We start from the raw sequence: 23,135 nt of genomic DNA, 5'->3' as shown, positions 1-23,135 counted from the left end.
TGTTATATACAGGGATGGGGGTTTTTTTGTATTTAAATAAAGGCTGCATTTATCAAGAAGATGTGTTGTGTTAGACCTAAGTACTAATGTCTAGAAGGATTAGAAGAATGATCTAAAAGAAACACACTACACCTTTTACAGGCCCATGATGAACTTCTGCGGGGACAGCATGCGGTCATACAGCCAAATGATTGATGAAAGTAAAATAACGATAGGAGGAAAAGTATATGTTAGACATGAAATATTTAAGAAGCAACTTTGAAGAAGTTCAAGCGAAATTGCAACATCGTGGTGAGGATTTATCTGATTTATCACGGTTTGGAGATTTGGATAAAAGGCGCCGCCAATTAATTAATGAAACAGAAACATTAAAGGCGAAGCGAAATGAAGCATCGAAACAAATTCCTATCCTTAAAAAGGAAGGAAAAGATGCAGAGTCTGTTATTAAGGAAATGCGTGAGGTAGGCGATCAAATCTCAGAGATTGATCACCAATTACGTGAAATTGAAGATGACCTCCACCATATAATGTTATCTATCCCAAATATACCACATGAAAGTGTACCTATCGGTGAGGATGAGGATGATAACGTTGAAGTACGTAAATGGGGAGAGGTTCCTCAGTTTGACTTTGATGTAAAGGCACATTGGGATTTAGCGACAGATTTGAATATGATTGACTTTGAAAGGGCAGCAAAAGTTACGGGAAGTCGCTTCACATTTTATACCGGATTAGGCGCAAGACTAGAACGTGCATTAATTAACTTTATGATGGATTTGCACGCAGATGAGCATGGTTATGAAGAAATGCTACCACCGTATATTGTGAATCGAGCAAGCATGACTGGAACAGGTCAACTACCAAAATTTGAGGAGGATGCATTTAAATTAGCAGATTGGGATTACTTTTTAATTCCAACCGCAGAAGTTCCGGTTACAAATTATTATCGCGATGAGATTTTAAAGGAAGAAAACTTACCTAGAAAATATTGTGCTTATAGTGGTTGTTTCCGCTCAGAGGCAGGATCAGCTGGACGCGATACTCGGGGACTCATTCGTCAACATCAATTTAATAAAGTAGAGCTTGTTCATTTTGTGAAACCTGAAGATTCATATGCAACGTTAGAGACATTAACGGGACACGCTGAAAAGGTATTACAATTATTAAAGTTACCGTATCGTGTATTGAGTATGTGTACGGGCGATCTTGGCTTTACTGCTGCGAAGAAATATGATATTGAAGTATGGATACCAAATCAAAATACGTACCGTGAAATTTCTTCTTGTTCAAATTTTGAAGATTACCAAGCTAGAAGAGCAAATATTCGCTTTCGTCGTGGGCCTAAAGGAAAGCCTGAATTTGTCCACACATTAAATGGATCTGGTTTAGCAGTTGGACGTACTGTTGCAGCGATTTTAGAAAATTACCAGCAAGCAGATGGATCAATTGTAATCCCTGAAGTACTTCGTCCGTATATGGGCGGAAAGAGCATCATAAAGTAGTAATGAAAGGACGCTTTTTAGCTAAAATATAGTTAGGAAGCGTCCCTTAGTTTCACAAAAATATTGAATTGTGCTTCTTTGGGAAACAAGTTGACTTTGTAATATAAACCATGATATATTATTAAATGTTGTCACGGAGGTATACCCAAGTCCGGCTGAAGGGATCGGTCTTGAAAACCGACAGGGGTGTAATAGCCCGCGGGGGTTCGAATCCCTCTACCTCCTCCATTTTAAAAAAGCGCATAAATTTTTGGAGATAAGATAAAGCTGCTCATAGAGTGGCTTTATTTTTTACCTTTTTGTATTGCTTTAAATCTACGTGAACTAAACTTCGTCGTAACATTACGATAGCCTTTTTGTTACGATGGAAATTAACGATTCAGCAGCGAAATGTCTAAAACAGCCTTTTAAAAAAATATAAACAAGCTTTAAAAAAAGCCGTATGAAGTCAAGATTAGGATACTTGATTTCATACGGCCTTTTAAATTGCATGAACAGCATTATTTTACATTGATTAATTGTTTGGACTTCCATTTTCTTGAGTGCTCAATGGAACGGGAAATTTTTGCTATAATCGGTTCAATTGAACAGTCCTTTTGAAGTAGATCATATTCTGCAATATTAATTCGTAAGATAGGGCATGAGTTAAAGCTGTTAATCCAATTTTCATAACGATGATACATTTCTTCCCAATACGAGATTGGCGTGGTCTTTTCCATATCACGACCACGTAATTGAATGCGATCTAGCACATCTTCTAAGCTACCTTCTAAATAAATAAGTAAGTCAGGATGTGGAAAATATGGCGTCATGACCATTGCTTCAAAAAGGTTCGTGTATGTTTCATAATCAGCCTCAGACATCGTACCATTGTCATAGTGCATTTTTGCAAAAATACCAGTATCTTCATATATAGATCGGTCTTGAATGAAGCCACCACCATATTCAAAGATCTTCTTTTGTTCTTTAAATCGCTCAGCTAGAAAGTATATTTGTAAGTGAAAACTCCAACGTTCGAAATCTTGATAGAAATTTTCTAAGTACGGATTTGTGTCAACTTTTTCAAATGATGTTTTAAAATTTAATGCTGAGGCAAGTGCTTTTGTCATAGTTGACTTACCAACCCCAACTGTACCTGCGATTGTAATAATACTATCACCAGGTATGTTATACTTTTCTCTAAGATTCATGACTTTATGTCCTCCTATGAGTAGGTGTATTGTTAATTTGCAGTATTTAACGTGACACGGTGTAATTCAGTACGTACCATTTCAATAATTGTTTCTAAATCTTCCTGATTGGAAACAAAGTCAAATTGATCACCATCAATACGAACAACAGGAATGTTTGGATGAATTTTTTCAAATTCATTCATAAACTGCTCATAATCCTGAGATAACTGAGCAAGGTAAGTAGCCTTAATGTTTTGCTCAATTTCACGGCCACGTAGTCGAATTCTTTTTAGAATCGTATCTAAGCTCGCATGAATATATATCATCATGTTTGGAACTGGCATATCCTTTGTTAAGATATGATAAATTTGCTCATATTTTTCAAATTGCTCTTCTTGCAATGTACGTTTTGCAAAAATCATGTTTTTCGATATATGATAATCCGCGATAACCGGTTTATTTACTTGTAAATATTTCGTTTGAATATCTTCTAATTGTTTATATCGATTACATAAGAAAAACATTTCTGTTTGAAAGCTCCACTCCTCAATATTATCGTAAAACTTTCCAAGAAATGGGTTTTCCTCGACAATTTCTTCTAAGAGATGAAAGCCAAAATGAGTAGCAAGCTTATTGGCAAGCGATGTTTTACCTACTCCTATCGGCCCTTCAATGGCGATAAAAGGAACTTCCATAATCTTATCCTCCAATTCTACTAACAGTAAACAGATGGTTTTAATTTTATCACATATAGGAAGGATGTACCATGATAAAAATTATGAAAGGGTTGGCAAAAGGGTAGCATTTTTTTCTACTTTTAAGATATTGCATTTTCATGTATAATAATAATGTTGTTTTTTGGCGAAGAATAATGGCCAAAGATGATGAAATAAATAAGTAATTTATTTATTATATGCCTCCGTAGCTCAGGGGATAGAGCATCGGTTTCCTAAACCGTGTGTCGCAGGTTCGAATCCTGCCGGGGGCGTTAAACGTTGATACGACGCTATTTAGGGCGTTGATTTATCCGTAAAGCCATTACGGTAAGCACACAGTCTAATCGCATAGTTTGCGGGTGATTTAGTTACGCCCCTTTCCGTTCATAATCGAATGGAAGGGGGCTTTTTTGCGTTGTCTAAGCGGAAGGGAAAGCCGATTATTCGGACAAGGTCTGCGCCGTCATTATCAGCAAATAATAGCGTCGATTTATCATTACATGACGCATTAGACTTCGTTTACTCGACTAAGCAAGCGGAGGGGCTAAGACCTCGGACATTGAGTGAATATCGTAGTCTATTCGGATTATTTATCGAGTGGCTAGGCGTGCATAACCCGGGTGTAAAGCGGATAACTGATATTTCAACCGGAATGATCCGCGAATATGTGATTTATTTATCGACCAAACACACGAATAAAAAGACAGGCGAAATAGGATTATCTCCATATACGGTCAATATTCGTATTCGATTACTAAAAGCGTTTTTTAATACGCTACACACAGAGGAGATTATCGACAAGAATCCAGCGCAAGCAATTAAGTTAATGCGAGTTGACGAAGATACATTCGAGCCTTTGACCGACGAGGAAGTTAATCGTTTATTGAGCGTGCCGGATATACGACTATACGCGCAGTTTCGCGATTTAGTTAGTATGTTCTTAATTCTCGATACAGGTATAAGGTCGTCCGAAATGTTTGCGTTAGAGATGGAGGACGTCAATTTTAAAAGCCGCGCAATCTATTTGCCGGGGAGTAAGACGAAAAACAGAAAGCCGCGCATTTTACCGTTATCGAACCAAGTGCTTCGCATGTTAATGGAGCTTATAACGGAAGTAAAGGCGAACTTCGAGACGACTTATATATTCGTATCAAATTTCGGTGAGAGGTATTCGCCTAGTAGCTTTAGACGGCGTTTGCACATCTATAAAGAACGGTCGGGAATAGATAAGTCAATAAGTGCGCATGGGCTACGGCATCAGTTTTGCCGCGATTACATTATGAACGGTGGGGATATATTCACGCTTCAGAGAATCGCAGGCCATGCGGATATATCGACTACGAGAAAATACATCCAACTAACCGACGAAGATTTAAAGACAAAGCATGCGGAGTTTAGCCCAATCGCTAGGCGACGTATTAAATATCGAAAATAAACAATAAAAAAGGCACAACGGAAACGCGAATACGTCTCCGATATGCACACCGAATACTTAAAGCATATCGAAAAATGAGCGGACGGTCAAGGATTATTTAAGCACGCTCATAAAATAGAACATACATTCCGTTGTCGCCTTCTAATCGGGGAGGCTTATCGAAAATGAACAAGGAATATTTATCGCAAACAGAGTCGACATATAAGGCGTTACAGTCGTTTGAATCCGTCGAAGAAATGAACGAATCTATAAAGGCGCATAAGCAGGCGCATGAACTATCGCAGACCGAGCGCGACATACTCGACGCAATCAGTCGCTATGCCTGCAAGTATAAGGGCGTATGCTATCTATCGAAGCAGAAGATCGCGGAGCAAGCCGGCTATAAGAGCAGGCGGACGGCTATTCGAGCATGCAATCGTTTAGAAGCGCTAGGAATCATCGAGCAGCACGAAACTAAGCGCATAAAAGGCGACCGCAGGCAATCGACTAATATTATCGTAATAAAGCCGGCAAACGCCGAGCCAGACACGGCAGCAAGTCACGGCATAAAAACATCCGCTAAAGCTAATACAAATAATACATATAAAGAGACGGCAGAGCAGCCGAAACCTTCCGCCGATAATATTATCAAACGCGGACTAAAGAACGCTATTCCTGCGCCCATTTATAGCGCATTAGAGCCGTTTTTCGACGGTCAAGCCTTATACGATACATACGGCATACTATTGCGAGCAAAGGCCCGTATTGACCGCCGTATACCGCTAGAAACGTATGCAGAGCGCTATATAGACGCCTTCTATAACGTCGTAAGGCTGCATAAATCGGGCAAGGTTCGCAGCATGCGCGGATTGTTATACGTGGCATGGGAGCGATTGAGCGCGGAGATTAGTCGACAGATTAATGCGAAAATGTTGCGTTTAGGATAATCGCCGAATACCGGCGCATGCCGAGCGCTAGAATATGCGAATTGTAATAGCGCGGAATGCGTAGGTGTAAGGTACTTTTACTTGACACTACGAATATAGGCGGAATTATGCCGAAATGTGATGCGGGCTTGGGATTGCTCGCTAATGCACGATTAGAGCCGTTTTATACTCGGTATTACTCGGTAAAATAGCGCTAACTATTCGCAACAAACACGAGCCGCAAGGGGTTTGCGCGCGACCCCTCTAACGCTTTATAATCGCCGAATATCAGCCTTTGCGTTCACCGCGGACGCCCTCCGATAACTCACGGGGTTAGCTTGCGCCTATATCCGATCGTCTAATCCGCTAGATATACGCTACTCCCCTATATAAATAAGTTATTAGTACCCAAAACGTATATATGCGGAATAGCGTTGCGGACGCCCTCCGCTATAAACACGTGTCTATTTAACGATTGTTTTATGTACACTTTACGGACTAGCGAGCAATTAACGTTTATAGCCGATCGTTTCGCTTGCATTCGTCTATTTACTCGTCTATACTTGGAATTATATTAAACGTATGGGAAGTAGACGGAAGGGGAATCGGTAATTATGACGAATAGAATAATCGGGTATGTGCGTGTAAGCACGGACGGACAAGACGAGGCTATGCAGGTGGACGCGCTAGAACGCTATGCAGAGGCGCAGGGCAAGGCGCTAGTGCTATACGTAGATAAGGTATCATCGCGCAGAGTACGGCCGCAGCTAGACGGGGCTATGAAGGCTATGACGAGGGGCGACGTATTCGCGGTATATAAGCTAGACCGCTTAGCTCGCTCGACTAAAGAACTTTACGAATTAACTGACGAAATGAATAATCGAGAAGTTGAGTTCGTTAGCTTATCGGATAAACTCGATACTACGACGTCAATAGGCAAGGCTATGTTCGGCATGCTCGCGGTATTCGCCGAGTTCGAGCGCGACATCATAAGCGAGCGTACGCGCGCAGGATTAGACGCAGCTAGGCGCCGAGGAAGGACGGGCGGACGACCGGCAATAGACGACAAGATTAAGCGACAAGTAAAAGCGTTATTTGAAGCCGGAGAAAGCGCAAAAGACATCGCGAATGAATACGGCATCGGACGCAGTACAATATATAAAATAATCAACGAAGAAAGCGAGAAGAAGGCGGGCGCGAAATAAGGCGCTCGTCTTTTTTTTATTTTCGTGAAGGCCCCCGGGGTGGTCGGCGAGTGGCTTCGTCCCCTGGTGGGTCTAAATTGCGGACAAAAATTTTTCACTTTGGTTAAATCGATATATCAAATTATTTTCCGCCGAAATTTTAAAGTCGAGGGGCTAGGCGATCCCTTCCGTTCACACTGCCAGTTGCTATACCGACTGCCCTTCCGCCCCGGACATTCGTTTGGCATAGTCCGATTGCGTCATATCAACGTTAGCCAGCCGCAGACGAGCCGATATTTCTCGCGCAATTAAACGATAATCAAAACGTAATCACCGCAGAAATCAACGCCTATCAGCGCGTAGCAGGCGAAGCCATTTTCGAGATAGGACGAAGGTTGAAACACGTTAAGGAGAACGACTTGGCGCACGGGGAGTTCAGTAAGTGGCTCGAATCAGTTAGAATTGACCGCACATTAGCGACAAGGCTTATGAAGATAGCGAGTGAGTTTACGGATTCAAAATATGCGACGTCGCATAATATCGGAATCGAAGCGCTTTACCAAATAGCTACGCTACCGCCCGAGCAGCGCGAAGTCGAACACGATATAGGCGACGGCACGACGAAGAAGCCCGAGGATATGACCGTTCGGGAGTTGCGCGAGCTCAAACGACAGTTGAAGGCAGAGCGGTCGGAAAGGGAACGGCTCGAAAAGGAGAACGAGAAGCTGGCGGAGAAGGAGCCGGACCATTCCGCTTTTTTATTTACTCTCGATAGTACGCACTTGCGTGGTTATCATTTCAAGTATTACGCGCATATCCTCATCGCTAATTGATTTCGCTATCGGTTTTTCTAGTACAATACCCTTGTCAGCATATGCGATTTTATTATCGACATAGATAGTATCTACTGCGTGTGTTCTTTGATCGATCGTTATTTTGTATAGAGAACTGTTCATAAAACCCTCGATATTCACTTTGCCTAATTGATTTGCAGGCTTGATTGCATCGATATTGAATTTTGACATTTTAAATAACCTCCGAATTATTTTTATCTACTAATGTTATTATATCGTTTATATCCGTAATATCTAGTGCATTAATGATACTCTCTAAGGCACTCTTAGGGTAGCGTAACGTTTTGTTATTTACTAACTCACTAATAGTACGTTCGGTCAAACCCGTCATTTCCGCTAGTTGTTTTTGTTCTAGCCCGCGTTCCGTTAAAACTTCCTTTAATCTAATTACGATAATTTTATTCATTTTATATTACCTCCCCAATATACTCTACGTTGAGTTTATCATTAAATTACGGAAAACGTAAATATACGGTTGACAATTACGTTTAGAGTAATTATAATAAGTGTTAGTTACGTTAAACGTAATCAAAAAAGGAGGTTATAGTATGACAGCATTACAAGCACTAGCCGAATATGATGGGCTTCTAGTAGATGAGAGGATTGATGCCGTCGATGAGGCGTTATTTGACGAATACGCTTCGGAATTACGAAAAATTAGGTTAATCCTATTTCGCGAGTTCTTCGTTGGAATGCACGGCTTGCCCGAGCCTATCGCGGAGAAATGTATTAATAACTATTGGGATATGAGCGACGAGGAGTTTATGATCGAATATGTCAGAGAGGCGATATCATGATTAGTTTGCAGGCGTTCATAATCGCTTACATAGCGATGCTATTCATCGCAAGAGGCATCGCGGAGTATAAAACGAAAAGCCCGCGGGACTGCGCCAACAGGCCCGCGAGCAATAACCAAGCTAATAATCGATATTATAACATGAATCAAACAAATCGAAAAGGGGCGTAATTAATATGTATAAAACGATTGAGGACTTTAATTTGACGGGGCAGTTAACGGATTATCCGATTAACAGAGAAATCGATCGCTTCGGCGATATAACGGAGCGCAAGGAAGCTAGAATCTCGGAAGGGGTTACGTTAATACTATTCAACAGCGGGCAGGCTGCGCTAGAGTTCGCAGGCATAGGTGAAATAGAATTTCTGTGGACGCCGGAAGTTGCGGAAATATTTGAACGGATAGGGGACGCGACGGCAATCGAATTATTAAACGTAATACAGAAAAATAAATTATAGTAAACGGATTTATAATAAGGACGAGCCGACTAAGCTATTAAAATATAAATCGACTGCGCCAACAGTCGGAAAAGGGGAGCGAGAATATTCGCTTCTCTTTTTTATTCGATTAATTCCGCGAAAAACTCCCCACTTGCGTTTTTGAGGCGAATATATAAGTAGAGGCATCGCAAATACCGTCAATTGTGTCCGAATTGTGAACTAATTTGAAAGAAATATCGAAATATACCCGTAGGGGTACTGTGAAAAGGGCGTTTAGTTCCTCTCTTAATATGAGAGGGGAAAGTCGTTAATGATAAAGCGGCAGGCTCGCGGGCTTGTTCGCTTATAATTTTTTTTATTTGTAAGAAAAACGATAGAAAAGAAGGGGTGGGAGTAGTTGGAGATACGTAATGTACTAAGTTTCCGAGTAGCTCGCGAACTAATTAACCGAGGCTTTCCAGTCGTTGACCTGGCTACATCGCGCAAATACGAAGGCAAGGTCGTCGTTAAGTTCGAGAATACGCCCGAGTTTGATGCGGCATTTAGGGATATTATGCGAATGTCTACGGATTAGTGGCGCGGGATTTATCGCCTTATTCGAGAAAGAAAGACCGCCGAATATCTATAACAAGAGAGGGCGCCGACACCGTTATTACTATTAATTTTCGGAGATCTTTAATATTCGATATTAGTATTTGTTATTACATAGACCCGAGAGAGCGATAGCTCGATTCGGTATCTTTTTAAGTATTTAACGTATTAGCGCGCCTTTTAAAACCTTAAAACATATCGAGATTATGCACAAACCGCATAACTCGAACGCTTCTATATAAAAAAGTGGACACTTTACTATATAGACCTTATATAGCGATATGTCCGCTTTTTATAGATAACGGAATAACGCGGTATTAATCCGTAAACATTTCAACCAAAATTCAACTAAAAGGGGATATGGAGAATGGATAAGTTTAATCGAGTATCGACGAAGTTTAGGCAGGAAAAGGGAATCGTAGACTTTATCGAAGTAGGTACGCAGGAAGCGAGGTTTATCCAGCCGTTAGCAGCCGCGATTACTAACGAATGGAAAAACGAACTAACTTCCGTATATAACGCACATAATATTACGCCTAGTCAATCGGAGTTTGCGACGATGACATTTAACACATGGCTACGGGATAGACGTATCGACAAGCCCGTTATTATCGCCGCACCGCCTGCGTTCGGCAAGTCGGCTATGATGTCGATGTTTCTTCGTGTAATGTGTGCTAACTTTCCGGACACGTTCGGCGCGGTAGTTGTCAAGGAAAGGCTAGACGATTTAAAGGAGTTACGCGATGAGATAAACGAAGCCTGCGGGATAAAACGAGCTTATTTAATCGAGGGCTACGATAAAGAGGTACATAGTCGGCTAGATTACGAGGATCAATTCGTCAATCAACGAGAATACAACGTACTACTAATGACTACGAAACAGCTAGAACGTCAGTCACTACGGGATAATCTCGAAAGTTTTACGTCGTTTGAAACGGATGCAGGCAAATTGCAGCGCCGGTCATTACTATTAATAGACGAAAAGCCGTCGCTAGTATTATCGCATACTTTATCAGCGCGTAATTTGAACGAGTTTATGAGCGATGTTTTAGAGATTAGTCGCGATAACAAAGGAAAACTAAAGTCTTACTATAATCGCGTTCGGCAGATAGTGGAGGAGGTTCGAGCGAAATTAGAAGGACAGGAGATTGAGGCGGGAGCATTTCCGGCGGTCGATAGACGTTTTAAAATGCCGGTTAGACTTGTTAGGGATTTCGCGGAGGCTTACGGGCATGAGCAGATGGCTACGCTGCGGGCGGTCGAGCGCGTCATTAATACAGGCGGAGAGTACAGTGAGTATAACGGAATCGGCATTGTAACGAATACGCATACGATTCACTATAAATACACGTTGTTTAATACGTATATTCTCGATGGCACGGGCGCAACTGACCCGGAATATTTAAGCGATGATTTCTACGTCGTAAAGCCGCAGGATGAACTCGATTATAGTAACGTGCTATTTCGAGTATGCGACAGTTATAACTTATCGAGAACAGCCCTTAGGCAATCCGCGCAAAGCGTTGAGCGTGTTATCGAAATGGCTAAGCGAATCATAACGGAACATGAGAGCGATAAAACGCTAGTCGTTACGTACAAGGAAAATGTCGAGCAAATAACGGAAGAATTGAGTGAGGAAATTGCCGAGGGGAAAGCAATGGTTAAACATTTCGACGGTGGGCGGGGGAGTAACGATTATGTCGAATGTAATAACGCTATTTATATCGGTACGTTATTCAAGGGGACAAGTTACTATACAACCGCTTCGCAGGCGGTAGTAGGCGATAGGTTGGGAATGCAGTTGAAACGTGGTCATATCTCGACTTCGGAGGGCTTAACATTCAAGGACGAATATACAGAGGCGTATAAAAAGACTGACATCGCTATTAATCTCGTACAAGAGACTAATAGACTTCGGGCAGGAAGAAAGCCGGATATGGTTACGATTTACTTGTTTAATCGCGATAAAGAGATGGTTGACATTGTTCGCGACCATTACCCGCTTGCTAAGTTTGAAAAGTATGAGCCTATCGAAAAATTGACGGGTAAAAAGACGGCTATTGATGAGATTATCGACTACTTTGCCGGGATGGACCGAGGCGAGCGCGTAAAGCAATCGACTATTTATAAAGAGTTAGATATAAGCTCGCGCACGTTTAGACGCCAAGTAGATACGCCAAAGTTTAGAGCAGCTATGAAAAAGTACGGGATAACTAGAGAAAAAACATTCTATCAAAAGGATTGAAAAGACTATCAACCAAAATTCAACTAAAAGGGGATATGGGGAATGAAACAACAAAACAAAAAAATGACGTTATATAAATTAAGAATGAAGCATCGTCGCGCGCGCAGGGTAGACGTCGAGCAGCTACGACAAGACACAGACGCATATTTGGCGGAAAATACTCCGAGTAAAAATGAAATTGATATATTAGCGGATACCTGGGCATTCGTTGCCGAAAATATCGAGCGTGAGGAGTGGAAAACGTATACTCGCGAAGATTGGGAGGAACTAGAGCGACAACACGTAGAACGCGCGTACTATACTAAGCCCGATTTATTTGACGATATACTTACGAAGTATGAACGTGGACTGTTTACGGCAGATGAGGCGCAGGCATATGCGAAGCGTTACCGGAAATGCAAGTATCGTTTTTGCGAGAACGTATTTAAGCCGACGCGGAAGAATCAATGGTATTGTCCGAAAAGCACGTGTAGAAGCATGGAGGCCAACGCGAAGATACGATTTAAAAAGACAGGAACGTATTTGCCCCCATACGCTTATAAGGATATTCGAGAGGATACGAGTCAAAAAAACTACGAGAAATATGAGATTGCGTTCGATATGGAAGAAAGCGCGGGAATGTTTGCCAGGTTCAAATATAAAGAAGAGTGCGGAGGAAAGCGTGATCGGGCACGAGAAGATATGAACGACATCGCGCATTATAAACAAAACAAAGAAATCGATGCAGAAACGCAGGTAATCCGACATTATAAACCCGTTACTATTAAGAGGGATAGTTCAGAAATTAAAGTAAGCCCGTTATTTTTTAGGGCTAAAAGTGAACAAATTAAAAAGGAGGATAAAATATCATGAATAACCAAACATTTGCCGACATTAGAAGATACAAAAATATGACGATGCGCGAATACGCGGAGTGGTTAGGCGTCTCTTTGGCGACAGTTAGTGACTTGGAAAACGGAAAACGTGACGTATCCGCAAATATTAGAGCTAAACTAGCTCATCGATTTGAGGTCACGGGAGAGTTTATCGAGTATCAACGTAGGCAACAATCCTTATCTGTTTAATTTTTATACTCAGAATTATTGTGTAGTATTACCCAATTTTAATAATACGTCAACCCGTGCGAGAAGTCAAGCGGGGAAATAAATTGAGGGAGTGAGCGAGCGAATGATTGTAATAATAATAGCTATTGCTTTATATCTTAGCGCTTGTTTAGCGTTGGATAATTTGAAAGAAATCGAAGCTTTAAAGGAGAGTGAGTGAGCAATGAGCGATAGAACAGCAGAATTAATTGAAGCATTGCGAGCTTTAGCAGAGGTCCAGCGAGCAGGAAAAACGCACGTAAACAGCGAGATTAGAACGGTATTAAAAGAGCTAATGCAACAACTTGAATTATAAAAATCGAGGGAGCGAATGAGAGATGGAGAATAAAAAGATTGAAACGAGAATATGCCGATTATGTAACGAAGAAAAAGCGCTAGACTTATTCGAGGTAGACAAGCGAGTGAAGGGCGGAATAACAACGCGCTGCAAGGCGTGTAAGTCCGGTTTAAACGATAAGGCACGTACGTTATACGCCAGGCTTAAATATCGCGCGGAGCAGGACGGGCAGCCTTTAAAAGTTACTTTACGACAATTACGAGGAATATTCGCCGCGTTTGACGGAAAGTGTATTTATTGCGGCAAATCCGAAGATGAAGCTGGGCGTAGTCATCACGTAGATCATGTAATAGCGACGAGCGCGGGCGGCAGTCATCATATTAGCAACCTTGTACTCGCATGCGCTTCTTGTAACCTATCTAAATCTGATAAGCCGTTTTTTGAGTTTTATCTTCGTAAAAGAGCAGAAATAGGGGACGAAAACTTCGCGATGCTTACGTATTTTATATCCTTAACGAGTGGACAGCCTACTCAAGAGGTTATCAATAGCTTTTTGCTCGACTATATCAAGTACGCACACGAGGATATGAGCGGGTTGTTTGACGATAAAGAACTGCTAGAAACAATTCGACAAGAGACTAACAAGCGATTTATGTCGAGGAGAGCGAGCTAATGTCTTATTATTCCCGAGAAGAACAAGAAACGATATACAACTATGATCCTATCGACAGACTTTGGCGCATTTACTCAACCTACCCGCCGCATATTAGGCGCATAGTTGAACGAGCGCACGACGTAAGAACATACGAGGACGACGAAGGCCGTATAATCGAGGCTACCGGCACAGCATCAGCGGGGCAGATACGGATATACTTCGATAAATAAAAAGGCGTCATACAGGCGGTTTATAGGCGTTTTGTTACGTTAGATACCTATTATACTAGCGGACTATTTAAAGTCATAAAAGACGCCCGTACGGTACGATATTTTAACTGAAAAGGGGAGGTAATCGCAATAAGCAAGTTTCGGAATAACTATCACGCTAAAAAAGCGGCAGAGGAATATCCTAGGCTAAAAAGAGCGGAAGTCGAGCCGGGTGTAACGCGAATTAAACCGCCTAAGGATAAGCGAGGTTATAAACATGGTGATATATTTTTATATAAGCTGACCGAGATGAGCGACGAATCTATTAAAAAATACGGACTATCTAGCGTATACGCGCGATACAAAGCGGGAAAGCAAAGTTGATTCGATATTCGGGCGTATATTGTATTGAACAAGACGCAAACGGTCAACTATATAAGCGAACGCGAATCAGCGGCAAACGCTTCGATATTTTCCCGATGAAAACGGCTTATATCATATACGATACCCACGATAATTGGATATTAGCGACGATGATGTTCGAGCCAATCGCCCGCGGAACTAGCGGCGGCAAGGCAAAGGCGGAGCAAGTCGCAAGGGAATTGCAGCCGGATATTCGGCGATTCACCTACGAGAATCCACGCTACATTACGCGAGGCGGTATCGTAGTTACAGAAAATGTTGACGTATATAAAATAGGATAATGAAAGGATGATTTACGATTAATAAAAACAATAAACGCAAACAAAGACGACGCAAGCCGCGCAGGCATTGGACGGATAAACTTCCGCGGAACAAGCACGGCATACCCATCGAGAGAGAGCGGCCGCCTCGATTAAGAATATTTCCGGGCGAGCGGGTGTGGGGCGATGACTAAAGAGCGTCTATTCACACGCGAGGAAGTATCGCAATTGATTAGTACTCGCGTAAACAAACTAAACGAGCGTATTAAAGAATTGGAACTCGAATTATTTATAATGCAATTTGAAAAGGAGATGAGCGATATTGCTAGAAATGAACGAGCAGCAGACGAAACAGACGGATACCGAACGACTCTACAACGATTTAGCAGACGGACAAAAGGATAAAACGGAGGAAGTCGAGCAGACCGAGCAAGAAACGGCCGAGGAAGAAATATATTCGGAGGAAGAACTCGAAGTCGAGCGGGAAATCGCGCATTATCAGACGAAAATTGAAGCGCTGGACGACAAACTCGCGCAATATCGAGCGGATAGCATCGCGGATAAAAAGCGGCAGGAAATGCGAGCGGTGAATTATACAGACGCGCAGATAGAACGCTATCTATCGCACGTCGAAGGCGAAACAGACGCGGAGATTAAAGCGTCGATACTCGAATTAACGACAGAGATTCCGCCGCGTGATAACTACGGCGATCCTAGCGCTATGAACGGCGCCAAGCAAAAGCCGACGCACGCGGACCCCGGCGAAATCGGCAGGAAGGCATTCGAGCGTATAAAAGGCAAATTACGGTGGGGGTGGTAAGTATGAGCAAAAAACTAACGCAAGCTAGAGCAGATTATACGGATAAGCTAAAGCGATTAAAACTACTCGAGGCGGGCGTCGATTATAATGACGTCGATACTTACGTCAAATACCTAGCGTCAGATGACGAAAAGGAAATCGAGAAAGAGGCGCAGGCAATCGTAGCAGATATAAAGCAGCAAAGTACAGCAACAGACGTTTATCACGACGAGAGAACATGGAAACCATTTTAATAAAAGGAGACGATAATATATGGAAACACAGCGATTATTTACGTATCAAGCAGAGGGCAATATCGACAAGCATAAAGTGATTCATGCAGAGCCAGAGGAGGCAGAGGCTTTAATCGAGAGCGGAAAAGCAGTTAAGCTAGACCTGCCCGAGCTTAATGCGTTTGAGCGCAAGGCGAACGAGATACACGCGAACTATAAAAAGGAAGTCGAGCGCATTAAAGCGTCCGATAATCCGCTTATGACTGACGAGGTAAAAGCGTACGAGATTGATAAACTCGACAAACAGATGCGCGAGCAGTCCGCTAAGGTTGAGGCAGATTATAAAGCGTGGAAACAGGCGCAGATTGACGAAGCAAAGGTAAGAGCAGCGCGAGCAGTCGTTAAAGTCGCGGAGGATGATCGAGAGGTCGCAGAGCAGTTTGTTACTCGCGCATCTTTAAAACTAGCGTCAGCAATAGGTGATACCGAAAAGAGCGCGGTAGTTAACGATATTATCAACGATATTGCGCACTTAACAGACGCAGAGAAAACGGCAATGCAGAGTAAGATTAGCGCGTTACTAAGCGAGTTAGATGCGACAGATAAGCACAAATTAGTAAGCGCAGTACAAAACATACGGAATAGCGACTTGCTCGCGGTTAAGGTCGCGGAACAGCTTCCCCACAGCGTATTGACGCAGCAACGTATACACGACTTAGCTAAGCAAGTAGTCGCAGAATCGACATTTTCACAGGCGCAAGGCGGAATAGACCGCGATTTCTACGAAAAACACCTTAAAGGAAAAGGGGCGTTTATGAATGGATAACGTAATAACATATCTCAAAGCGCTAGCGAGTGGAATCGGCAAGCAGGACGAAGATACGATGTACAGCTTTTATGCTATCGCGCATAATCAACTAAAAACGCAAGCAGAGCGAGAGGCGTTTCGTTATGGAACATTGGCCATGCTCGCGGACGTGGGCAAAATGCGAATAAGAGCGGCGTTGTATCGACGTAAATTCAGAAAGGCTATGGACAAGCTCCGATGAAGCCGTATTTGCCCGGCGGAGGAGCAACCGCAGGAACGTCCGCCAGCGAGCGGATAATTAGCGGGGAAGGCTTAACGGCTTTCCTCGCCTTTTTTTTATTTCCGAACAGTATTCTAGGAATGTTTCTCGAGTAGAAAATCGTTAGGAAACGCACTAACCGCATACTACCGGGCATGAGCGCGTTTTTAGCTATTTCCTTATAGACGTAACGTCTACCTTGTTTTATTCGTCGATTTGCGGTAGAATACTTTTAACTAATCGAAATAGGACGGAATGACAACGGCTAGACCGTGTGATTTATCGTAAAGCCACCGAATAAGCATACATATAGGTTTACGCCTAATGGACGTGTTTAACTACGTTTCCTAAACCGTGTGTCGCAGGTTCGAATCCTGCCGGGGGCGTTTACTTAGAGGCAGTAAAAATAGCAAGAGGATGTATATATTCCCCCTGCTATTTTTATTGCAAAAAAGACATTTGGTCACAAAGTGGTCACAACGGCGGTTTGAACGGAGCGTTCGTTCGTTATTTTTGGCTCTTTTTCAGACTCCTTTTTGAATGCAGATTCCAAACTTTCCGCAACGGCTTCTTGCATGTTTGATAACATATGGGAATAGGTATCCAAGGTTACAGTTATAGATGAATGCCCTAATCTTTCTTGCACAACTTTTTGATGTACCCTTAATGTGAATAACATACTAGCATGTGTATGCCGTAAATCATGGAAACGAATCTTATCTACTTCTACGGTATCTAAACAACGTCTAAATGCCCTACCTAAATTCGAAGGGAGCACATGAGTACCTAAATACGTGGTAATCATTAAATTGTGGTTTTCATAATCTTTGCTCTTCTTCACTTTTTTTATCTGCATAAAAATAGCAAGAGGATGTATATATTCCCCTTGCTATTTTTATATGTTAACAACGTCTTATAGTGTACTTTGTGCTTTATAATTTCTTAATTGTAAAATTACTACGGAGCAACAGCCAATTTTGTGGAAAGGCTAGACCGAGCTTCCAATAACTAATTCCTCTTAAATTGAACTCCTTTATTAAATCAAACTTTGCCTGAATGGACCTTGCGTCTTCAAACCAAACTTCATGTTGTTTACCTTGTGCATCTGTATATTGGAAAAATGGTGCTTGGCTAGTTGTATTAAATTGAATGGCAACGTGATGCTCACGTGCTATTCGGATGGCTTGTTGTGGACTTATGGCACGTGCATACTGGCCACCAGGAACGAAAGGCAATGTCCAATCATATCCATATAAATTTTGCCCTAGTAAAATTTTATTTGCAGGCATGACTGATGTAGCATACTCTACGACTCTTCTTACTTGGTCAATTGGTGAAACGGCCATCGGTGGACCACCACTATATCCCCACTCATATGTCATGAGCACAACGAAATCAACAATTTCTCCATGAGCTTGATAATCATGTGCTTCATACCATTGACCAACTTGTGTTCCACTTGTTTTTGGGGCAAGTGCAGTTGATATTAAGAGTCCTGCTTGTGATAGCCTTTGTTTTGCCTTACGCAGAAACGCAGTGTACGCATCACGATCATCAGCTGGTAAAAATTCAAAATCAAAATGGACGTCACGGAATCCTAGATTTTGGGCTGTATTGACAATACTATCTAGTAATTTATTTTGTACAGCTTGAACGGTTAGTATAATATGTCCGAGTTCTTGACTAAAAGCACCTTCTTCTAAGTTTGTGACAACGAGCATGAGTGCAGTGTTATTGTTATTTGCTATTTGTCGAAGATTATCTAATGGAGGTGGTTGGAGTGTACCATCACGATTTACATGGAAGCTAAATGGTGCCAAATAAGTTAAATTTGGTGTATGTTTTGTTGCGGCGTTCACAAGTGCTTCAGAAACAGTTGTACCATACGGCTCAATATATGCATTTGAAGTTATTTCTCGTCTAGGTTGTTGCGGAATATATAAACGTAAGCCAACTGATAAATTCATTGTTTCTGGTATATTATTGATACGAGCGAGTTCTTCGGGAGATAAGCCAAATCTTTGAGCAATTGTATAAAGATTATCACCAGGTTGAACGGTGTAAAATTGTCCGATAATCGGAATAACAAGTGCTTGCCCGATAACAAGCTGATTAGGTGTATCGAGCTCATTTGCATCAATAATTGCATTGGATGTTGTTCCATATGTATTCGCAATATTAAATATTGTATCTCCTTGTTTTACAACATGGATCTGCACAGAATTCCCTCCTTACATAAATTTTGAATTGCTATTTACATTGTATTCTTGTACGTTACCTATTATGATTTGTTTACAATAGAGGAATGGCAGAATGGGAAAATAGTTGATCAACAAAAAGTTAGAAGATAAGGAAATGATAACATGAACGAAGAGAGATTTATGAAGTTAGCAATTGATGAAGCATATAAGGCAAGAGAAATAAATGAAGTGCCAATTGGCGCAGTTATTGTATATAACGAAGAAGTTATTGCAACAGGATATAATATACGAGAGACATCCCAAACAACATTGTCACATGCAGAGTTAATTGCCATTGAAGCGGCAAATAAGGAAATTGGTAGTTGGCGGTTAGAAGATTGTACATTATATGTCACACTAGAGCCATGTCCGATGTGTGCCGGTGCTATCGTCCAATCAAGAATCAAACGTGTTGTCTATGGCGCCCCAGATCCAAAGGCAGGTTGTGCAGGGACACTAATGAATTTATTAGATGATAATCGATTCAATCATCAAGTAGAAGTAGAATCTGGTGTATTAAAAGATGAATGTAGTGCATTGTTGACTGAGTTTTTCCGAGAGTTGCGGAAAAGGAAAAATTAGGTAATAGGTAGATTGTCTTTGTGGGTGCGTCATGTATAGATGGATGATAATAAAAGGCAAAAAAGGAGGAAAGCTTACTGGACATGACACCGTCACTCGCTTGAGGTATTTACGATTAAGAATAGGAATAGCTAGTTTTTTTCGACCAGTTTTTATATGTAGCGTGTGGCGACAAACGCTTTAACGTATTGATAAAGGATATAATTACTATCAAATTTCGGAGGTCTTATATGATAAAAGAGGCGACATTACAGGATGTAAAGGAAGCTGCACAACTTGCCTTACTGCTTTGGCCAGGTCATACATTAGCAGAATTTACGGAGGAGTTCACCCATCTCATTGCCCAAACTGATGCCAAAGTACTATTAGCTTATGATGAAGATGATGTAGTCGGGTTTGCGCAATGTCAGTTGCGATATGATTATGTGGAGGGAACAAGTTCAAGTCCGGTAGGATATTTGGAGGGACTCTTTGTAAAAACGGCCTTTCGTAAACAAGGTATCGCTAAAAGTTTAGTAAACGCCTGTGAAAATTGGGCTAAAGAAAAGGGGTGTCGTGAATTTGCTAGTGACTGTGAATTGGAAAATGAGGAAAGTTTGGCAATGCATCTCAAATTAGGATTTCACGAGGCCAATCGAATTATTTGCTTTAAAAAGGAGTTATAAGTGTCATACAATGCAAGGGGCATCATGTTAACCAAACTCTAGTTATAGGTTTAAAATAAAGGCTATTTTAATGTTAATTGTTGATTTAAAGTAAAAATTAGAACTTCCATTTTTGGAGGTTCTAATTAGTCATAATGTTTTATTACACTAAAGCGCCCGTTAATTGAATACCTTATTCAAAAAAGACACTTGGATATTCAATTACACCAGAAACATTATCAAGGGAACTTTCTTGTAATTCAATAGCCATTAATGCTTCTTCGGGTACTTTAAATAGTGCCTTAATTTGCCACAGGGATGACTTCCTAAAGCCAAACTTCGGATAATATTTTGGATGACCTAATACAACAACTGACTGAAATCCTAACTCCTTTGCTTTTGCTAATGCCTTCTATATTAAGGACTTTCCTATACTCTTATTCTGATAATCGGGTAAGACAGAAACAGGTGCAAGTGCTAATGATTTTGTCTATTGATTGCCATTATCAATTGGCACTTTGGATAAAAGTATATGTGCAATACGTAGAAGTTGATTTGATCTAGCATAAGTTCTGTGTTTACAAGGTTTTATCACCTTGCACATATAATGATTGCTCATTGTCATTTGAGGTATTCATCAGTTCATAGTAACCGTTGACCATTGATTGTATCGTTAGGGGAGATTTGGTGAACTCATCACGAATACTATTCGCATAACTTTTTTCCCACTTTACATCCTGCAAATACATGGCATTAATGGTACATTGCTTTTCGATATGAAAATTTGCCTTTTTAAGTAACTCTCGAATTTGTACTTTGTGATACAAGTTTTGTATATTTCCATCATTGTTTACGAATGTAGAGTATAAAGCCAGAATGGAGGCTGCACAAAAATGGGCACGTTGGGTTATATGTCTAAAGTCAATATCCCATTCCGCAAAGCATATACGTTTAGCCACTCTTCGCAACCTCTTAAAATAACGGAATAAATCTTCGGGCCTTTTGAAATACCAAGAACTATGGGATAACACTGCTATATCGAACACTTCGTTTGAATCAAATGTCTCAAAATCCATTTCGAAATTAAATGTAATGCGCTCTCCCAATTTAGTTTTTTTAATCAGGTCTGTTGCCTGTCCCAAAGTCAAAGGGGCTCCATAATTTCGACTGGCAATATCAATTCCGATAACCTTTCCAGCTTCCCCCACTGCGTCCGCTAATGCTACCGTTGTATCGCCTTGACCACAGCCAATTTCTAATATACTCATACCTCTCTTTATCCCGAATTCCTTTACTAAGTCTAATCGATGTTGTAACTGGACTTGTTGAATTTCATCTTCTTCAAATAGCTTATATGTAGATAAAAACGTTGTTGTAGATTCGCTTAACTTCATTGGTTTCAATGTCATACCTCCAGATTTACGGTTATCTTTAATATGTTTCAAGACTATCTTAACACTACAATCTTTAAGTTAAGAGATTTCCTTATTTAACAAACTTGCCCGATAACCGAATACCACTATTAGGCAAATGCGCCCTTTGTGGAACAATCCATGCTAAAATAACCTGATTGTCTTAATTGAATTTATTTTGTTCATTTAGAAAATTTAATATAAATTGATTGAAATATGTTACGATTTAATTTTATAGACAAGCTTCGCATGAGGGGTGGCGCACCAATAACCTTCTTTAGAGATCAAATGTCTAGAAGGGAGGTGGCGTCTATGGATTATAATATCTTTTAGTCTCCTATGATAATTATTTACATTTTGGATGTGGTAAAGCCTCTTCGTACGAATTTTACCATCAGATTTGAATTGGTAAATTACAGAGCATTCGCTCCTAAAAATCAATAATCAACAACTAACTTTAACAGAGCCAAAATAAAAAGGGTCAGACCCCTCAATTACTGATTATCGTAAATTAAATGAGGGTGTCTGACCCTTATGTTCTAGTCTATTTACATCTATATTTTTACAAGCTTTGCCATATAACTCATTGCTTCTTCCAAAGGTACATTTTCTTTGTATTCCCATGTTTCATAGTTCATTGCACCACCGGGAACAACATCAACTAGTTTTAATCCTGTGCCATCTAATAACATATTTAAATCCGCTGGTGCGTAACATCGTAAAGACTGTGTTAGTGGCTTTTCATTTGTTGTCCACCATGTATCAAGCATTCTTGCACCTGAAAAGTCATAATCGTAACGTCTAGAAAAACTTTTAAACGCCATTGTTTGTCCAGCATGTTTGGCCCAATACCATGGTGTATAGATATCTATCAATGCACAACCATTTGGTACAAGCCAACTGTTTATGCGTTTTAGTAAACGTCTTTGATCCTCATCATTCCCGACACCAAATCCATCGATATAGTAAACAAGATCAAACTTTTCATTAAAGTCAACGTTATAAAAGTCGCCGCAAATACTAGTGAATGTGCCTTTATAGGAATACATCTTTGCTGTTTCGTTCATTTTCTCAACTAAAGCAGGAACTAATTCAACAGCTGTCACATCATACCCTTTTTGAGCTGCAGCCATTACAACTTCACCAGAACCTGCGCCTAATTCTAAAAGACTTGACAAAGGCTGGTTTGCTAGAGATTCTAATTTCATTACTAACTCTGTATGGTACGTATCAATTCCAGGCTTTGGCTGGTCTACTTTTGTGTAATGATGTTGTTTATCATAAAAAGATAAATACTATCAAGTCGGGCAATACAGTAATATATAATAAAAGCGCATTCGTCCTTTTATAAATCATGATTTATTTGGAAGGTGAACTTCCCTATAGAGCAT

General features: G+C 40.9%; 27 protein-coding genes, 2 tRNA genes, 2 pseudogenes and 1 other annotated feature (1 of these 32 cut by a window edge). Of the genes and pseudogenes, 22 read left to right on the top strand and 9 right to left on the bottom strand.

Annotated features, from left to right (window positions below):
- Positions 1–4: a binding site (T-box leader), on the top strand; it begins 218 nt to the left of the window's first position.
- A gap of 223 nt (positions 5–227) precedes the next feature.
- Together serS and ACFFIS_RS04840 are read left to right on the top strand one after the other, a co-directional pair.
- Complete coding sequence (gene serS / locus ACFFIS_RS04845; protein ID WP_320380804.1) at positions 228–1,502, top strand: serine--tRNA ligase; 1,275 nt, start codon at positions 228–230, stop codon at positions 1,500–1,502.
- 135 nt (positions 1,503–1,637) lie between these two features.
- A tRNA-Ser gene (locus ACFFIS_RS04840) sits at positions 1,638–1,730 on the top strand.
- Between the two features lie 272 nt (positions 1,731–2,002).
- Here ACFFIS_RS04840 and ACFFIS_RS04835 read toward each other — a convergent pair.
- Both ACFFIS_RS04835 and ACFFIS_RS04830 read right to left on the bottom strand, forming a co-directional pair.
- On the bottom strand, positions 2,003–2,692 hold the full coding sequence (locus ACFFIS_RS04835; protein ID WP_320380805.1) for a deoxynucleoside kinase: 690 nt from the start codon (positions 2,690–2,692) through the stop codon (positions 2,003–2,005).
- Between the two features lie 32 nt (positions 2,693–2,724).
- Entirely contained in the window at positions 2,725–3,372 is a 648-nt protein-coding gene (locus ACFFIS_RS04830; RefSeq protein ID WP_320381512.1) for a deoxynucleoside kinase, read from the bottom strand.
- A gap of 217 nt (positions 3,373–3,589) precedes the next feature.
- On the opposite strand from ACFFIS_RS04830, the gene ACFFIS_RS04825 reads away from it, so the two are divergent.
- From ACFFIS_RS04825 to ACFFIS_RS04805, 5 genes are all read left to right on the top strand, one after another.
- Positions 3,590–3,662, top strand: a tRNA-Arg gene (locus ACFFIS_RS04825).
- Positions 3,663–3,805: 143 nt separating this feature from the next.
- Positions 3,806–4,825, top strand: a complete 1,020-nt coding sequence (locus ACFFIS_RS04820) for a tyrosine-type recombinase/integrase (protein ID WP_320380806.1) — start codon at positions 3,806–3,808, stop codon at positions 4,823–4,825.
- A 164-nt stretch (positions 4,826–4,989) separates the two neighbouring features.
- A complete protein-coding gene (locus ACFFIS_RS04815; protein WP_320380807.1) occupies positions 4,990–5,751 on the top strand; it encodes a helix-turn-helix domain-containing protein in 762 nt (253 codons plus the stop codon).
- Between the two features lie 593 nt (positions 5,752–6,344).
- Entirely contained in the window at positions 6,345–6,935 is a 591-nt protein-coding gene (locus ACFFIS_RS04810) for a recombinase family protein (RefSeq protein WP_390186377.1), read from the top strand.
- Positions 6,936–7,207: 272 nt separating this feature from the next.
- Positions 7,208–7,747: a DUF3102 domain-containing protein gene (locus ACFFIS_RS04805; RefSeq protein WP_390186407.1), complete on the top strand. Its 540-nt coding sequence runs from the start codon at positions 7,208–7,210 to the stop codon at positions 7,745–7,747.
- Positions 7,748–7,940: 193 nt separating this feature from the next.
- Here the strand turns inward: ACFFIS_RS04805 and ACFFIS_RS04800 are convergent, their stop codons facing one another.
- A complete protein-coding gene (locus ACFFIS_RS04800) occupies positions 7,941–8,174 on the bottom strand; it encodes a helix-turn-helix domain-containing protein (protein ID WP_320380809.1) in 234 nt (77 codons plus the stop codon).
- Between the two features lie 142 nt (positions 8,175–8,316).
- Between ACFFIS_RS04800 and ACFFIS_RS04795 the strand changes: the two genes are divergently transcribed.
- The 13 genes from ACFFIS_RS04795 to ACFFIS_RS04735 all read left to right on the top strand — a co-directional run bounded on the left by ACFFIS_RS04795 (position 8,317) and on the right by ACFFIS_RS04735 (position 16,848).
- Positions 8,317–8,565, top strand: a complete 249-nt coding sequence (locus ACFFIS_RS04795) for a hypothetical protein (RefSeq protein ID WP_320380810.1) — start codon at positions 8,317–8,319, stop codon at positions 8,563–8,565.
- 175 nt (positions 8,566–8,740) lie between these two features.
- Positions 8,741–9,022 (top strand): hypothetical protein, encoded by a 282-nt coding sequence (locus ACFFIS_RS04790; RefSeq protein WP_320380811.1) that lies wholly within the window; start codon positions 8,741–8,743, stop codon positions 9,020–9,022.
- 940 nt (positions 9,023–9,962) lie between these two features.
- A complete protein-coding gene (locus tag ACFFIS_RS04785; protein WP_390186374.1) occupies positions 9,963–11,840 on the top strand; it encodes a hypothetical protein in 1,878 nt (625 codons plus the stop codon).
- A 42-nt stretch (positions 11,841–11,882) separates the two neighbouring features.
- The gene (locus tag ACFFIS_RS04780; protein WP_390186373.1) at positions 11,883–12,692 is read left to right on the top strand and encodes a hypothetical protein; all 810 of its coding nucleotides are present in this window, start codon (positions 11,883–11,885) and stop codon (positions 12,690–12,692) included.
- Entirely contained in the window at positions 12,689–12,904 is a 216-nt protein-coding gene (locus ACFFIS_RS04775; RefSeq protein ID WP_320380816.1) for a helix-turn-helix domain-containing protein, read from the top strand. The genes ACFFIS_RS04780 and ACFFIS_RS04775 overlap by 4 nt, the downstream gene beginning before the upstream one ends.
- 202 nt (positions 12,905–13,106) lie before the next feature.
- The gene (locus ACFFIS_RS04770; protein WP_320380818.1) at positions 13,107–13,238 is read left to right on the top strand and encodes a hypothetical protein; all 132 of its coding nucleotides are present in this window, start codon (positions 13,107–13,109) and stop codon (positions 13,236–13,238) included.
- A gap of 22 nt (positions 13,239–13,260) precedes the next feature.
- Positions 13,261–13,893, top strand: coding sequence for an HNH endonuclease (locus ACFFIS_RS04765; RefSeq protein ID WP_320380820.1), 633 nt, complete (start codon positions 13,261–13,263; stop codon positions 13,891–13,893).
- 571 nt (positions 13,894–14,464) lie between these two features.
- The gene (locus tag ACFFIS_RS04760; protein WP_390186369.1) at positions 14,465–14,788 is read left to right on the top strand and encodes a hypothetical protein; all 324 of its coding nucleotides are present in this window, start codon (positions 14,465–14,467) and stop codon (positions 14,786–14,788) included.
- Between the two features lie 165 nt (positions 14,789–14,953).
- Entirely contained in the window at positions 14,954–15,172 is a 219-nt protein-coding gene (locus ACFFIS_RS04755; protein WP_320380822.1) for a hypothetical protein, read from the top strand.
- A complete protein-coding gene (locus tag ACFFIS_RS04750) occupies positions 15,090–15,587 on the top strand; it encodes a hypothetical protein (protein WP_390186367.1) in 498 nt (165 codons plus the stop codon). Before ACFFIS_RS04755 ends, ACFFIS_RS04750 begins: the two co-directional genes overlap by 83 nt.
- Before the next feature lie 2 nt (positions 15,588–15,589).
- Positions 15,590–15,820 (top strand): hypothetical protein, encoded by a 231-nt coding sequence (locus ACFFIS_RS04745; protein WP_320380824.1) that lies wholly within the window; start codon positions 15,590–15,592, stop codon positions 15,818–15,820.
- Positions 15,821–15,839: 19 nt separating this feature from the next.
- Positions 15,840–16,625, top strand: coding sequence for a hypothetical protein (locus ACFFIS_RS04740; RefSeq protein ID WP_320380825.1), 786 nt, complete (start codon positions 15,840–15,842; stop codon positions 16,623–16,625).
- Positions 16,618–16,848 (top strand): hypothetical protein, encoded by a 231-nt coding sequence (locus ACFFIS_RS04735; RefSeq protein ID WP_320380826.1) that lies wholly within the window; start codon positions 16,618–16,620, stop codon positions 16,846–16,848. The genes ACFFIS_RS04740 and ACFFIS_RS04735 overlap by 8 nt, the downstream gene beginning before the upstream one ends.
- 481 nt (positions 16,849–17,329) lie before the next feature.
- Here the strand turns inward: ACFFIS_RS04735 and ACFFIS_RS04730 are convergent, their stop codons facing one another.
- Together ACFFIS_RS04730 and ACFFIS_RS04725 are read right to left on the bottom strand one after the other, a co-directional pair.
- Complete coding sequence (locus ACFFIS_RS04730; protein ID WP_390186364.1) at positions 17,330–17,707, bottom strand: tyrosine-type recombinase/integrase; 378 nt, start codon at positions 17,705–17,707, stop codon at positions 17,330–17,332.
- A gap of 91 nt (positions 17,708–17,798) precedes the next feature.
- Positions 17,799–19,085 carry a glycoside hydrolase family 18 protein gene (locus tag ACFFIS_RS04725; protein WP_390186363.1) on the bottom strand — a complete coding sequence of 429 codons (1,287 nt, stop codon included), beginning with the start codon at positions 19,083–19,085 and terminating at the stop codon, positions 17,799–17,801.
- 144 nt (positions 19,086–19,229) lie between these two features.
- On the opposite strand from ACFFIS_RS04725, the gene tadA reads away from it, so the two are divergent.
- Both tadA and aac(6') read left to right on the top strand, forming a co-directional pair.
- Entirely contained in the window at positions 19,230–19,688 is a 459-nt protein-coding gene (gene tadA / locus ACFFIS_RS04720; RefSeq protein WP_390186362.1) for a tRNA adenosine(34) deaminase TadA, read from the top strand.
- A 230-nt stretch (positions 19,689–19,918) separates the two neighbouring features.
- Positions 19,919–20,353 (top strand): aminoglycoside 6'-N-acetyltransferase, encoded by a 435-nt coding sequence (gene aac(6') / locus ACFFIS_RS04715; protein WP_320380829.1) that lies wholly within the window; start codon positions 19,919–19,921, stop codon positions 20,351–20,353.
- A gap of 172 nt (positions 20,354–20,525) precedes the next feature.
- Here aac(6') and ACFFIS_RS04710 read toward each other — a convergent pair.
- The 4 genes and pseudogenes from ACFFIS_RS04710 to ACFFIS_RS04695 all read right to left on the bottom strand — a co-directional run.
- Positions 20,526–20,873 (bottom strand): annotated as a pseudogene (locus tag ACFFIS_RS04710) (GNAT family N-acetyltransferase); the annotation flags it as partial.
- Between the two features lie 37 nt (positions 20,874–20,910).
- Positions 20,911–21,726, bottom strand: a complete 816-nt coding sequence (locus ACFFIS_RS04705) for a class I SAM-dependent methyltransferase (RefSeq protein ID WP_390186405.1) — start codon at positions 21,724–21,726, stop codon at positions 20,911–20,913.
- Positions 21,727–22,029: 303 nt separating this feature from the next.
- Positions 22,030–22,158: pseudogene (locus tag ACFFIS_RS04700) on the bottom strand (IS1595 family transposase); the annotation flags it as partial.
- 140 nt (positions 22,159–22,298) lie between these two features.
- Positions 22,299–22,952, bottom strand: coding sequence for a class I SAM-dependent methyltransferase (locus ACFFIS_RS04695; RefSeq protein WP_320380832.1), 654 nt, complete (start codon positions 22,950–22,952; stop codon positions 22,299–22,301).
- Positions 22,953–23,135 lie beyond the last annotated feature (183 nt).

Source organism: Paracerasibacillus soli (genome assembly GCF_042432965.1).
Taxonomy (GTDB): Bacteria; Bacillota; Bacilli; order Bacillales; family Amphibacillaceae; genus Paracerasibacillus; species Paracerasibacillus soli.
Note: the sequence above shows the minus strand (reverse complement) of the source record. Positions and strands in the feature narration are given on the sequence as shown.